At 36.9% G+C, this 11,859-nt stretch carries 14 protein-coding genes; 2 read left to right on the plus strand and 12 right to left on the minus strand.

Annotation, left to right across the window (positions count from 1 at the left end; all coding sequences use genetic code 11):
• Window positions 1–76 precede the first annotated feature (76 nt).
• The 9 genes from EKC99_RS11475 to EKC99_RS11515 all read right to left on the minus strand — a co-directional run bounded on the left by EKC99_RS11475 (window position 77) and on the right by EKC99_RS11515 (window position 7,155).
• A complete protein-coding gene (locus tag EKC99_RS11475) occupies window positions 77–1,984 on the minus strand; it encodes a DUF6449 domain-containing protein (RefSeq protein ID WP_021094048.1) in 1,908 nt (635 codons plus the stop codon).
• Window positions 1,959–2,858 (minus strand): ABC transporter ATP-binding protein, encoded by a 900-nt coding sequence (locus tag EKC99_RS11480; protein WP_075039097.1) that lies wholly within the window; start codon window positions 2,856–2,858, stop codon window positions 1,959–1,961. Before EKC99_RS11480 ends, EKC99_RS11475 begins: the two co-directional genes overlap by 26 nt.
• A complete protein-coding gene (locus EKC99_RS11485) occupies window positions 2,845–3,240 on the minus strand; it encodes a GntR family transcriptional regulator (RefSeq protein ID WP_021094050.1) in 396 nt (131 codons plus the stop codon). Before EKC99_RS11485 ends, EKC99_RS11480 begins: the two co-directional genes overlap by 14 nt.
• A 112-nt stretch (window positions 3,241–3,352) precedes the next feature.
• Entirely contained in the window at window positions 3,353–4,018 is a 666-nt protein-coding gene (locus EKC99_RS11490; protein ID WP_021094051.1) for a nitrous oxide reductase accessory protein NosL, read from the minus strand.
• Between the two features lie 102 nt (window positions 4,019–4,120).
• Window positions 4,121–4,330 (minus strand): DUF6501 family protein, encoded by a 210-nt coding sequence (locus tag EKC99_RS11495; protein WP_035062968.1) that lies wholly within the window; start codon window positions 4,328–4,330, stop codon window positions 4,121–4,123.
• Window positions 4,331–4,344: 14 nt separating this feature from the next.
• A complete protein-coding gene (locus EKC99_RS11500) occupies window positions 4,345–4,548 on the minus strand; it encodes a hypothetical protein (RefSeq protein ID WP_009361263.1) in 204 nt (67 codons plus the stop codon).
• Between the two features lie 112 nt (window positions 4,549–4,660).
• Entirely contained in the window at window positions 4,661–5,869 is a 1,209-nt protein-coding gene (ilvA, locus tag EKC99_RS11505; RefSeq protein ID WP_075039098.1) for a threonine ammonia-lyase, read from the minus strand.
• 165 nt (window positions 5,870–6,034) lie between these two features.
• Complete coding sequence (locus EKC99_RS11510; protein ID WP_075039099.1) at window positions 6,035–6,931, minus strand: manganese catalase family protein; 897 nt, start codon at window positions 6,929–6,931, stop codon at window positions 6,035–6,037.
• A 17-nt stretch (window positions 6,932–6,948) separates the two neighbouring features.
• Entirely contained in the window at window positions 6,949–7,155 is a 207-nt protein-coding gene (locus tag EKC99_RS11515; RefSeq protein WP_075039100.1) for a YuzF family protein, read from the minus strand.
• A 161-nt stretch (window positions 7,156–7,316) separates the two neighbouring features.
• Here EKC99_RS11515 and EKC99_RS11520 point away from each other — a divergent pair, with 161 nt between their 5' ends.
• A complete protein-coding gene (locus tag EKC99_RS11520; protein WP_021094057.1) occupies window positions 7,317–8,582 on the plus strand; it encodes a two-component system sensor histidine kinase NtrB in 1,266 nt (421 codons plus the stop codon).
• Window positions 8,583–8,593: 11 nt separating this feature from the next.
• On the opposite strand, the gene EKC99_RS11525 is transcribed toward EKC99_RS11520, so the two are convergent.
• Window positions 8,594–10,009 carry an alanine/glycine:cation symporter family protein gene (locus tag EKC99_RS11525; protein ID WP_021094058.1) on the minus strand — a complete coding sequence of 472 codons (1,416 nt, stop codon included), beginning with the start codon at window positions 10,007–10,009 and terminating at the stop codon, window positions 8,594–8,596.
• Window positions 10,010–10,162: 153 nt separating this feature from the next.
• On the opposite strand from EKC99_RS11525, the gene EKC99_RS11530 reads away from it, so the two are divergent.
• Window positions 10,163–11,503 (plus strand): MATE family efflux transporter, encoded by a 1,341-nt coding sequence (locus tag EKC99_RS11530; RefSeq protein ID WP_075039101.1) that lies wholly within the window; start codon window positions 10,163–10,165, stop codon window positions 11,501–11,503.
• Between the two features lie 27 nt (window positions 11,504–11,530).
• On the opposite strand, the gene EKC99_RS11535 is transcribed toward EKC99_RS11530, so the two are convergent.
• Together EKC99_RS11535 and EKC99_RS11540 are read right to left on the minus strand one after the other, a co-directional pair.
• On the minus strand, window positions 11,531–11,644 hold the full coding sequence (locus tag EKC99_RS11535; protein ID WP_006318569.1) for a YjcZ family sporulation protein: 114 nt from the start codon (window positions 11,642–11,644) through the stop codon (window positions 11,531–11,533).
• Between the two features lie 25 nt (window positions 11,645–11,669).
• Window positions 11,670–11,810 carry a YjcZ family sporulation protein gene (locus tag EKC99_RS11540; protein ID WP_163151969.1) on the minus strand — a complete coding sequence of 47 codons (141 nt, stop codon included), beginning with the start codon at window positions 11,808–11,810 and terminating at the stop codon, window positions 11,670–11,672.
• Window positions 11,811–11,859: the final 49 nt, after the last annotated feature.

Consider the following 11,859-nt stretch of genomic DNA (forward strand, 5'->3'; position numbering starts at 1 on the left):
TATCATGAACAACAATATATTATCGAATATCCCCCTCGTTTGCCAACAAAGAAAAAGACCTGAACGTGCAGGTCTTTTAATGAACGAATGGAGGAACAAAATGTTTTGAAAATGACTGAATGTCAATACGGCCATTTTTATAGTAAATACCTAAAATATAATCTTCCTCTCCCCAAGTAGCCATTTGTAAGCATTGTTCAATTTTCACTTTATCATGAACGACCATTTTTGCTTTTTCTCGCTCAATCATTTCAGGTGTCCACTCATACTGTGGAACTTGTTTTGTGTTTTTAATAATTTTGATTTCAGCAATATCATCCGCTGTCACTCTCGCTTGTTGTAATAAACCGCGATCTTGTAGCCATTGTTCAACGAGATGGTACGATTTTCTCCACTCTATTCCTTGTTCTTCGTATTTTTCATACAAAATGCTAATTGTACCCCAACTGCGATTTATTGTTGTTTCATCAAATGTTTCGTGTAAAAGTTGTTGTTGTAAGACTGCTAAAAATGATTCAATATCATCACGATCTTGCAAGCGAACGACTTTATCTTCTGAACCAATTCTGATTTGTAAGACGTCTTTAAAATTCGTCTTACGTAAAATCGGATAATGATTCTTTTTGAACTCAATGGAATTAAAAATCGGCTTATAAAATTGATTGTATAAATTCGTTGGAACAGTATATTCGCGAACGATTCGTTCTCCATTTTTTAAGTCATAGCCGATAACAACGTTCCGTCTATCGTTGACTGGATATGTTCGTTGTTCAATAAGGTGTTGATGAAATAAATAAATATTTCTAATATTTTCCTTTTCGTAGTAAAAGGCATTTTCCTCGTCTATTTCATCGTTTTCAAAAAAGTATATGTGGTCACCGAAATATGCTCGTTCAATTTCGTTTAATGACGGTTGGTACGTCTTATATCCAAATAGATCAAATGTAAATAATAAACCAACGATACTCATAAATACCACATATCCCACGTATTCTTTCCAACGACTAAATACACGCCACGTTTTTGCTAAAATCATGCGGGCGATGATGTAACCAAATAATGATGAAGATACGTATCCAAAAATCACCCAACTCATCTTTTGCTGCATCTGTCCAAAATATGCTCCACCGACAAGCATGACACAAAACGTGAAACCGTATGTAAATACCGGGCGGAGTGGGCGAAAGACAATCGCATCTGTTGCCATTTCAATATGTCGTTTTTTGTACAACCATATACTAAGTCCATAAAACATAAAAGTCAGCACAGTATATATCAATATTTCGAGCGGTTGGATTTGTTTTGTCGACCAATTTAGTGCCTGAATAAAAGGAACTATTTCATTCAAGCTAGAAGATAAATAATATTCGTATGCAAAGCCGTACAAAAAATATTTCAAATTAAATATAAGTAGAATAAATATTCCAGCAGGGAAGAAAAAGAGAATGTAAGCGAACATGCCTTGCAAAATGGACATGCCAGTAAGCATCCCAACAAACACGGCTCCAGAAAATAATAATAAATTCATTGAAACGGTACTAACAAACCAAATAGCTACATGTTTAAATGAATATAAAGAAATCGGAAGGAATGGTTTCATCATGATTAAACATACTGCAATGACTGCGACGGGTACGATTAAAATAATCATTCCAACAACAATATGTTGAAGAAATAGCACCTCCCGTTTAATTGGTAGACTATGCATGTGGTCAGCTGATCGCTTCACTTGCATATAACGAAATAAAAAAATAGCGAGCAAAATGGGAAGTGTGAACATAAGCGAAAACTGAATGACACTTCCAATATCAAATATGCGCCCTGTTTGATGATGTATAAGCCAATCTTTGTTTTCGCTCATCATAAAAATATGAATAGGCAAAGTAAAAAGTAAACCGACGAGATAAATAAGCGAGACCCATCCAACGTTGCGAACAATTTGAGTAAATATTCCACGATTAAACAAGAATGTTTTCAATGGCATATCCTTGTTCCCCCATTTCATAAATAAATATTTCTTCTAACGTTAATGGTAATAAATCAAACAAAATTGGCTCATGTTTCTGAATATGTGCAATGATTTGTTCTTCTTCCCCACGAACGATACAAAGTAAAACGCTACCACGTTGTTCTTGGTAAACGACATCTATATGTTGTAGAAAAGAAAAAGGAATTTGTCCTTGGAACGCTACCTGCACTTTATGAATGTTTGTTTTCAAGTTATCTAGCTCTTTTTCAATGATGAGCGAACCGTGGTGTAACATGCCAATACGGTCACATAAATCTTCTACTTCAAATAAGTTGTGCGAAGAAATAACAACGGTCATTTCTCTTTCTGCTACGTCCTGAAATAAAATGTTTTTCACTTTTTGTCTCATGACAGCATCTAGTCCATCAAGTGGTTCGTCTAAAATAAGCACATCGGGCATAGTAGAAAATGCTAACCAAAATGCAACTTGTCGCTGCATTCCTTTTGACATGCGGTGAATTTTTTTGTTTACGTCAATTGGGAATAGTTCTTGCATGTTGCGGAAACGTTCTTCGCTCCATTTTGGATATATATGACGATAAAAGTCAGCCATTTGTCGAATTGTTGTATGTGGGAAGAAATAGAGTGCATCAGGTAAAAAAATGATTCGTTCTTTTTGCTTAATGTTTTCGAAAATTGGCTCACCATCAATAGTAATCGTTCCTTTGTCTTGTTTATAAATACCTGCAATCATTTTCATCAGCGTTGTTTTTCCAGCACCATTTGATCCAAGTAACCCATAGATCGACCCTTTTGGGACGGAAAATGTTACATCTTTAATCGCCTCTAATTCTCCAAATCGCTTGCTTACATGATTAATTTGAATCAAGTTCCTCTCCTCCTCGCATCGCACGTTCTGCGCGTTCAACAATCGAAAAAATTTGCTCTTTTTTTACCCCGATATAAAATGCTTCTTGACATAGTTTGAATATACTTTCTTCTAGCTGTTTTACTTTTTCATCGTAAATCGCCTCTTTTTTATTAGCAACAAAACTCCCTTTCCCGGGAATAGAGTAAATGTACCCTTCTCTTTCTAATTCTCGATATGCTTTTTGAATCGTATTTGGATTAATGGTTAACTGTTTAGCGAGCAAACGAACAGATGGCAGTTGCTCATTCGGTTTCAGAACATCGTGAATAATCATTTCTTTCATTTTTTCGATCAGTTGTTCATAAATCGGTTTTCGGCTTCGTAAATCAAGATCAAACATATCGTCCCCCCTTTCTTTTCCGTACTAACTGTAATAAGTGTATTATATTAAATAATACGGTTGTTGTAAATAGTTTCTAAAAAAATAAAAAAGCCGCCAGAAAGGCAGCTTTTTAATTATGGCTGTGTCCATCGTTGTTCATATTTCCATCTTGATGACCATCTTGTTGCATATTGTCGCCATGACCGTGACCTTGTCCATCATTTTTATTTTGCATCATTTGTTTCTTTTTCATATAACGCTCATGAGCAACTTGATCAACATCTTCCCAAGATACAATCGTTGCATTCGGTTGTTCGCTTACAAATTTTTCAGCGTCTTCTTTCTTCGCAAAAAACGCATATCCGTAGTTCATCGGTGTCTTAATGTCAGCTTTCACCACTGTCGCGTTTTGTAATTCAATCCATTCTAATGTGTTGTAATCGCGTACATATTTCTTTGCAGCTTCCCCGTGATCGCGCTCATAGTTAAATAAACATCCGATGTCATCAAAAAACAAGACGTCACCGTTTTCTGTCGCAGATTTCGCTGTAAATTTGCCGAGTTCATGTTCTTTCGGATATACTTTCATGTTACAAAACACACATACAGTGTTTTCATCAGGTTCAGCCATTGCTGCTTTCGCAAATACATCTTCTTCATTTGACTGTTCCTTGTTTTGTTCTGTTTGTTTTTCCTCTGTTTGTTTTGTTTCTTCTTGCTTTTCCTCCGCTTGATTGTTACATCCTGCTAGAGCGAGGAAAAGTGCACCGATTAACAGTACGATCCATTTTTTCATTACTAACGATCCCCCTTATTTTCATTCAATCCGTAAGCTAGTATAGTACACAATTGTGAAATTTATTTGAGAAGGTTGTGTAGAAAATGAAAAAAAGCGGCATTACACCGCTTTTTCTGTAAAATAATGCTTATAATATCCCCCGACTTTGCCTCGATTATCGATAATAAAATAAAAGTCATCTGTTTCATTTTTTACTTCATACTCTCTACCTGGTGTTAACACGTTATGTACGATGTACTTTTCGGCATTGGTATGGTTACATACAACCGTTTTTATCGTTGGTCTTTCATGCCAGTTTAAATGAATCATCATTGATTCCTCCTTCAAGATCCTTTATATTTATTTAAAAATTTAGCAAGTTCATGTAGCGCTTGTAATACCGCAAAATGTTTATCGTTTCCGCTTGCTTGCGCTGTAGCCACATCTTTAAACTTAGCATGCGCTTCGTATGATCCATTTTTTTTATATACATCTACTCGCACAGGTCCTCTTGGATGCGGAACGATAAAAAACTCTATTTGCTTCATTTATTCTCCCCACCTTTAGTGACAATCATTTATTTAATTTAATAATAGTAAAAAATAAATCAGTTTAAAAGCATTGTTTTACGCAAAGGAAGAAAATTTACAAATTACATGTTTAGTCTAGTCGGCGGATCATGTATCCAGATTCGATCAATACACGCTGAATTTGATCAATATGCTCGCTATTTTTTGTTTCAAGGGAGAATCGAATTTCTGCTTGCCCTGGAAGAACATTTGTGCCCATCCGTTGATGATCAATGGACATGACGTTCGCTTCTAAATCTGCAATAATTCGCAACAATTTATTTAACTGTCCTGGTTTGTCAGAAATGACTGTCGAAAATGTGACGAATCGTCCTGATTCAACGAGCCCTCGTTCAATAATTCGTGAAATGAGTGTGACATCGACATTTCCGCCACTTAAAATGGCTACAACATTTTTTCCTTCAAGCGGGATTTTTTTATACAATAAAGCTGCTAGTGAGCAAGCCGCAGACCCTTCAACAAGCAATTTATTTCGCTCGAGCAAATATAACATCGTCCGTGAAATATCTGTTTCTTCTACACAAACAATATCATCAACATATTTTTGTATGTATGAAAAAGTTAAATCTCCAATTCGTTTCACAGCAATGCCGTCCGCAATCGTATTGGATGGCGTAATGACAATCGGTTGATTGTTTTTTTTAGCTGCTGTTGTGCTCGCGCAAGCCGCAGATTCTACACCGTATACACGAATAGCTGGATTTTTTTGTTTCATCGCAATCGCTATACCGGCTAGCAATCCCCCACCTCCAACCGGGCAAATCACTGCGTCAATATCGTCTAGTTGTTCAAATAATTCTAGCCCGATTGTTCCTTGTCCAGCAATGACAGCTGGATCGTCAAAAGGATGAACAAATGTTGCACCTGTTTCCTGCTGAAGCTTTCGAGCGTATTCTAAAGATTCGTCAAACACATCCCCATGTAAAATAACATTTGCCCCATAGCTTTGCGTGGCTTGAATTTTACTTAATGGTGCTCCTTTAGGCATGACAATTGTGCACGGAATGCCAATCATCCTACTTGAATAAGCTACCCCTTGTGCGTGATTACCCGCTGAAGCAGCGATAACTCCCCGGCTTTTTTCTTCATCACTTAACAACATAATTTTGTTGTAAGATCCGCGTACTTTAAATGAACCTGTTTTCTGTAAATTTTCTAACTTCATGTATACACGATTATTCGATAAACGACTAAATGTTTGTGAAAATTCAAGAGGGGTTTTATGAACGACCGCTTTCATTCGTTGTTGAGCTTCTTGAATATGTTGTAGCGTAATCAATGGTTTTCATCCTCCTTTGTGTCCTTTTTATTATATTTGATTTGTGGAGTCGCAAGCAATTGTCTCTTGTTGTTATTTATTTTTATTTTACATTGATTATTTAGAACATAGTTCTATTATAAAAATTGATCGAAAAAAATTGCTATGCACATAGCATAGCTTATTTTACAAACCGGCTGATTTTTGAAGGCGCTTAGCAATTTCAAGAAAGTCCTCGTATGAAATGTCGGGGGCAAATGTTTCCTCCACTGCTTCTAAATCTGGAATCGGTGCACCTGCTGGCGTCCCTTGAATGACCTCGAGTTGTCCTCCATCAAGTGGATGTGTTCCTTTCCAAATTTGTTTAACATCTTGAAAATCATGTTCGCTAAATGTATATAGTCTTCTATGCCATCCTTGCGCCTCGTACTTTTTTGCCGCATCAAATTTATCGTTACTTAAATTCGGAATCGGCAACATTTTTGTGACATCCACCCCTGTAACAATTTGAAGTGCTTTTGCATAAGCGATGACATGCACGCCTCCTCGGACAAGTAAATAGCCGATCATTTCTCGTGCAACTGGATGATTGGTCATCTCATACACTCTCATTTTATGTGTACGTGCCCCACACTCTAAAAAGAAATTGTGCAATAAATCTAATACTAAATTCCCACTATTAAACACGTAGTCACCTGACCACGATTTTCCCATCGAATCTCCTGGCAATGCTGTTTGCGCAGTTGCAATAAAATGATACGTATTTCGTTGATCTACTCCGTTTTGCATTGGCGTAATATCAGGGGCACCTTCATGCGTTGTTCCTGTTAAGCATAAGTTTATAGCTGTTGTAACGAGCTCCACATGACCTAATTCTTCTGCAGTAATACTTGCAACTAAATCGTAAAAAGGCTTCAATTTTTTCTTTTCCCGAAAATTGAATGACTGAAACAAGTAATTGTTTAGCGTTGACATTTCTCCAAATTTTCCACCAAGTAACTCTTGAACGGCCGCTGCTGCATTAGCGTCCGCATACGTAGACTTTGGCAATTCAATTTGAAGCCTGTTTATTCTCGTAAACATCGAGTTCCCTCCTTCTTTTATTTCGGCATAATCCAAACGATTTGCTGGATGCGGACAAAAAAGAGGGTGTCGCTACTTTTTAACACAATATGATCAGGCTTCACATCTTGAATAATGCCTTGCACATTTCCTCGCACCGTTTCAATGATGACTTCTTTCCCTCTAATCGTTTGCAATGTTTGATAAACATAAGGATCGATGAAAGACATAAACTGAGGTGTCATTTTCCTTCCTCCTTCTCGTTTATTCTTTCCCATCTTATTCTCCTGTTTCGTTATTTATCACACTTTTCATTTAGAACATAGTTTTATAAAATTTTATTTACATACTAGTCAATTTTGCGTTAAACTTCAACATAGGAATAGTGAAATGAGGAGTTAGAAGGATGGAAAGTCATGAACAACTAAAACAAAAAATAAATGAGCTCGAGGAAGAAATACGGTTATATAAACGCTTTGTGGAACACATTTCTTTTCCGTTTTCATACGTTGATTATGAACTCGGAAAAGTAATAAAAAAAGAAAGAAATATTCCCTCTGCAACGATTGAAACAATAGAGAAGGAAGAGAAAAGAACACCCATTTTGCAATGGAATATTGATTTACAAAGAGACTATCCATTTGAACAAGTGGAACAATTTTTAGCCCCTATTTTTGACCTTGTTTCTCATCATATTGTTTTCGTTGACGCTGAAGGAAAAATTACATTATGTAACTTACAGGCAGCAAACGATGTTGGAGTAAACCGAGATGATATGATCGGCAAACATATTCGCGAATTGTTAAACATCCCAGATGAACAAATTATGACGTTAAAAACATTGCGAACGAAGCAGCCACTTTACAATTGTGAAGTGCTCGATCGATATTACGGGATTATTAATACGCGCATTTTATATAACGAAGATGGGTCGATTAAACGTGTGATTAGTATGTTTCAATCGCTTAATCAAATAAAAGAAGCAGAGAAACTAGCGATCGCTGGCCGGATTGCTGCCGGGATTGCTCACGAAATTCGAAATCCTTTAACGACAGTAAGAGGGTATTTACAGTTTTTAAAAGAACAACTACCTGAACATATCGTTACTCTCATTGATCAACTTCTCATTCCAGAACTCGATCGAGCAAATGATATTATTACAGATTTTTTAAACGTTGCAAAACCGAGCGAAGTAAAAGCAGAATGGATTGGAATAAACGAATTTATTCGACATGATTTAGATCTTTTGTTACAAAGTGAAGCGCTTCTTCATAACGTAGAGCTTTCGTATCATTTAGATGAAAAACTACAACAATACGTTGTTAACATTGACAAAAATCAATTGTTGCAAGTGTTTATTAACTTATTTCGCAATGCGATTGAAGCAAAAACGGAAAAATCGTTGCGGGTAGACATTGAAACGAAATTGCACAATAATCTCGTTCAAATTTATGTGCATGATAATGGACCTGGTATCCCTTCTACCATTATCCATCACGTTTTCGATCCATTTTTTTCAACAAAATCAGCAGGAACAGGTCTTGGTTTATCTTTGTCACGAAAAATTATTGAACTGCATAAAGGCTCGATGCGTGTTCAAAGCGAATTCGGGAATGGTTCATGTTTTATTATTGAATTGCCGGCTTATTCAAAAAATGAGGCTGCAATCTAGCAGCCTCATTTTTACGCTTCTTTTTTCCACTCAATTTGTTTTTCTTTCCAACATTGCACTTGATGGTCTACACCAATATTTCGTGCATAAAATACCGGATTTTTTCCTTGTTTTCGTTGTGTGACATAGTCTTGTAATGCCGCGAAAGCGACTCGACCAAGTAAGAAAATCGAAACTAAGTTCACGATAACCATAAACGCCATAAATAAATCTGCTAAATCCCAAACGATTTGAATGCTCGATATGGATCCCCAAATGACCATAGCTAATACCGCAAGTCGATATACGAGCAATGACGCTTTGCTTGAACGAATAAATTCAATATTTGTTTCGCCGTAATAATAGTTTCCGATAATTGAACTATATGCAAATAAAAATACACTCACTGCAACAAATCCTTTTGCCCACTCACCAATATGTGTGCTCAATGCCGTTTGTGTCAAGGTAATACCATCAAGACCTTCTTTCATATAATCGCCTGATAATAAAATCATAAATGCTGTTGCACTACAAACAACTAACGTATCAACAAATACACCTAATGTTTGAATGAAACCTTGTTTTACTGGATGGGAAACTTCTGCTGTCGCTGCTGCGTTCGGCGCACTACCCATTCCAGCTTCATTTGAGAATAAGCCGCGCTTAATTCCCATCATAATTGCCGCACCAAAGCCTCCACCAACTGCTTGTTCAATACCAAATGCATTTTTAAAAATTAAAGAAAATACTGCTGGCAACTCCGTTATGTTCGTTAAGACAACATAAAACGCAATCAATAAATACAAACTCGCCATCACTGGAACGATAATAGACGATGCTTTCGCTACACGATGCACACCACCAAAAATAATAAAGGCGGTTAAAATAGTAAGTACAATACCGATCACTGTACGATCCATTTGAAACGCGTGCTCAAATGCAAATGTAATTGTATTTGCTTGAACAGAGTTAAATACAAGACCGAATGAGAACGTAATTAAAATGGCAAACAATATACCGAGCCAACGTTTTTTCAATCCTTGCTCAATATAATATGCCGGACCGCCACGATAACCGTTTCCATCTTTCACTTTATAAATTTGGGCGAGTGTGCTTTCCACAAAGCTTGACGCACCACCAATTAAAGCGATCAACCACATCCAAAATACTGCACCAGGTCCGCCAACGGAAATCGCTAACGCAACGCCTGCTAAGTTACCTGTTCCAACGCGAGATGCTGTGCTCATGAAAAACGCTTGGAGCGACGAAATCGCACCTGTTTTTTCCGGCGTCTCTGTAATGACACGGAACATTTCACCGAAATAACGAAATTGAACAAATTTTGTACGGAATGTAAAATACAATCCGACGACAATTAAAAGAGCGATAAGAACATACGACCATAATATGTTGTTTAAAAATGATACAATCGTTTGTAATAATTGCATGCTCGTCACCTCACCTGATGTTTATAATAAAAAACGACTTTTTTAATGTAACAAAACTTAACATGAAAAGCAAGAGGATTATCCATGAATATATGAAAATGATATGTTATAATATCGTTTGTTCATATTTTTCACATGTATTCGGAGGAGCAAATGAAAGAAACATATACGGTAAAAGAAAAAATAAAGCAGTTTTTACATATATTATTTCCTATTTTTCTTACGCAAATAAGCTTATATATGATGAACTTTTTTGATGTAACAATGACGGGGAAATATAGCGCAGTTGATTTGGCAGGTGTAGCCATTGGCTCAAACATTTGGGTCGCTATATCTACGGGAATCGGAGGTATATTAACCGGTTTAACCCCAATTGTTTCCCAAGCGGTTGGAGCGAAAGACCACGAGCGTATTTCTCGAACCGTTGAACAAGCGATATACTTAGCGGCCGTCTTTGCTTTCTTTGTGTTTACGCTCATTTATTTTTTCGTTCCTATTTTATTGGAAAACATGCCGATCGAACATGATGTTCAAATCGTTGCTTATCAATATTTACAAGCATTATGTATTGGTGTTGTCCCGATTTTTATTTATCATGTTCTTCGTTCATTTATCGATGCACTTGGTCGAACGAATGTAACAATGATGTTAACGCTATGCTCGTTGCCATTAAACATTTTATTGAATGATATATTCATTTTCGGACGATGGGGTATCCCTGCATTCGGTGGAGTAGGGGCGGGATACGCTACAAGCATAACGTATTGGTGCTTATTGTTATGTGCATTTTTGCTCGTTCGCATTCATAAACCTTTCGCCACATACAATATACTAAAAAAGCTGCATCCGATATCATTTTCTATTTGGAAACAATTATTTTTGATCGGCACACCAATTGGATTAGCTATCTTTTTTGAAACGAGCATTTTCTCGGCTGTTACGTTGTTGATGAGTCAATTTGGAACAGCAACGATCGCAGCTCATCAAGCTGCGCTAAACTTCGCTTCCCTTCTATATATGATTCCACTAAGCGTTTCCCTTACTTTAACCATTATTGTTGGCTTTGAAGTAGGAGCGAAACGCTTAGAACATGCGAAACGTTACTGTATGATTGGTATTTGTTCTGCTGTGATGATGGCTATTGTTGTCTCTATCGTCCTATTGCTATTTCGAGAAGCGATTGCTTCCTTATATACGAATGATGCACTTGTTTTACAATGGACGAAGCGTTTTTTGTTATACGTTTTATTTTTCCAATTCTCTGATGCCGTTGCAGCACCTATTCAAGGGGCATTACGTGGATACAAAGACGTTCGCTTTCCATTTTTTATTGCACTCGTATCGTATTGGTTAATTGGTTTACCGGTTGGATACGTCTTCACTCACTATACAACCGCCGGGCCGTTTGGGTATTGGCTCGGTCTTATTGCTGGTTTAGCTTCCGGCGCCATACTATTGTTCATACGACTAATCCAAAAATGGAAACATGCATAAAAGCAAGAGGGAAATCCCTCTTGCTTTTTAGCACCAAGCCGCACCGACGATAATTAACAAAATAAATAATACGACGATAAGCACAAATGTTTTTCCGTATCCTGGATAACCGTAACCGTATCCATAGCCATATCCGTACATCACGTATTTCCCCCTCTATTGTTAATTAATAACCCCAGCCACCAATATAAGCACTGCCAACAATAATTAGCAAAATAAACAATACAACAATTAACGCAAAGCCACCACCATGATGATGTCCTCCGTTTGAGTCAAGACTTTGTGGGAGATTTTTTTCTCGACCGATTTTTTTGGTTATATATGGTTTTATAAAATCGTTATATGTAAGCGCTTTT

Source organism: Anoxybacillus sp. MB8, from assembly GCF_011006755.1.
In the GTDB taxonomy this organism is placed as follows: domain Bacteria; phylum Bacillota; class Bacilli; order Bacillales; family Anoxybacillaceae; genus Anoxybacillus; species Anoxybacillus gonensis.

What these genes read in the sequence shown, in the direction of transcription:
- EKC99_RS11475 (WP_021094048.1), bottom strand. Translation starts at nt 1,984, where the DNA reads ATGCCATTGAAAACATTCTTGTTTAATCGTGGAATATTTACTCAAATT.
- EKC99_RS11485 (WP_021094050.1), bottom strand. Translation starts at nt 3,240, where the DNA reads ATGTTTGATCTTGATTTACGAAGCCGAAAACCGATTTATGAACAACTG.
- EKC99_RS11490 (WP_021094051.1), bottom strand. Translation starts at nt 4,018, where the DNA reads ATGAAAAAATGGATCGTACTGTTAATCGGTGCACTTTTCCTCGCTCTA.
- EKC99_RS11495 (WP_035062968.1), bottom strand. Translation starts at nt 4,330, where the DNA reads ATGATTCATTTAAACTGGCATGAAAGACCAACGATAAAAACGGTTGTA.
- EKC99_RS11500 (WP_009361263.1), bottom strand. Translation starts at nt 4,548, where the DNA reads ATGAAGCAAATAGAGTTTTTTATCGTTCCGCATCCAAGAGGACCTGTG.
- EKC99_RS11510 (WP_075039099.1), bottom strand. Translation starts at nt 6,931, where the DNA reads ATGTTTACGAGAATAAACAGGCTTCAAATTGAATTGCCAAAGTCTACG.
- EKC99_RS11515 (WP_075039100.1), bottom strand. Translation starts at nt 7,155, where the DNA reads ATGACACCTCAGTTTATGTCTTTCATCGATCCTTATGTTTATCAAACA.
- EKC99_RS11520 (WP_021094057.1), top strand. Translation starts at nt 7,317, where the DNA reads ATGGAAAGTCATGAACAACTAAAACAAAAAATAAATGAGCTCGAGGAA.
- EKC99_RS11525 (WP_021094058.1), bottom strand. Translation starts at nt 10,009, where the DNA reads ATGCAATTATTACAAACGATTGTATCATTTTTAAACAACATATTATGG.
- EKC99_RS11530 (WP_075039101.1), top strand. Translation starts at nt 10,163, where the DNA reads ATGAAAGAAACATATACGGTAAAAGAAAAAATAAAGCAGTTTTTACAT.
- EKC99_RS11535 (WP_006318569.1), bottom strand. Translation starts at nt 11,644, where the DNA reads ATGTACGGATATGGCTATGGATACGGTTACGGTTATCCAGGATACGGA.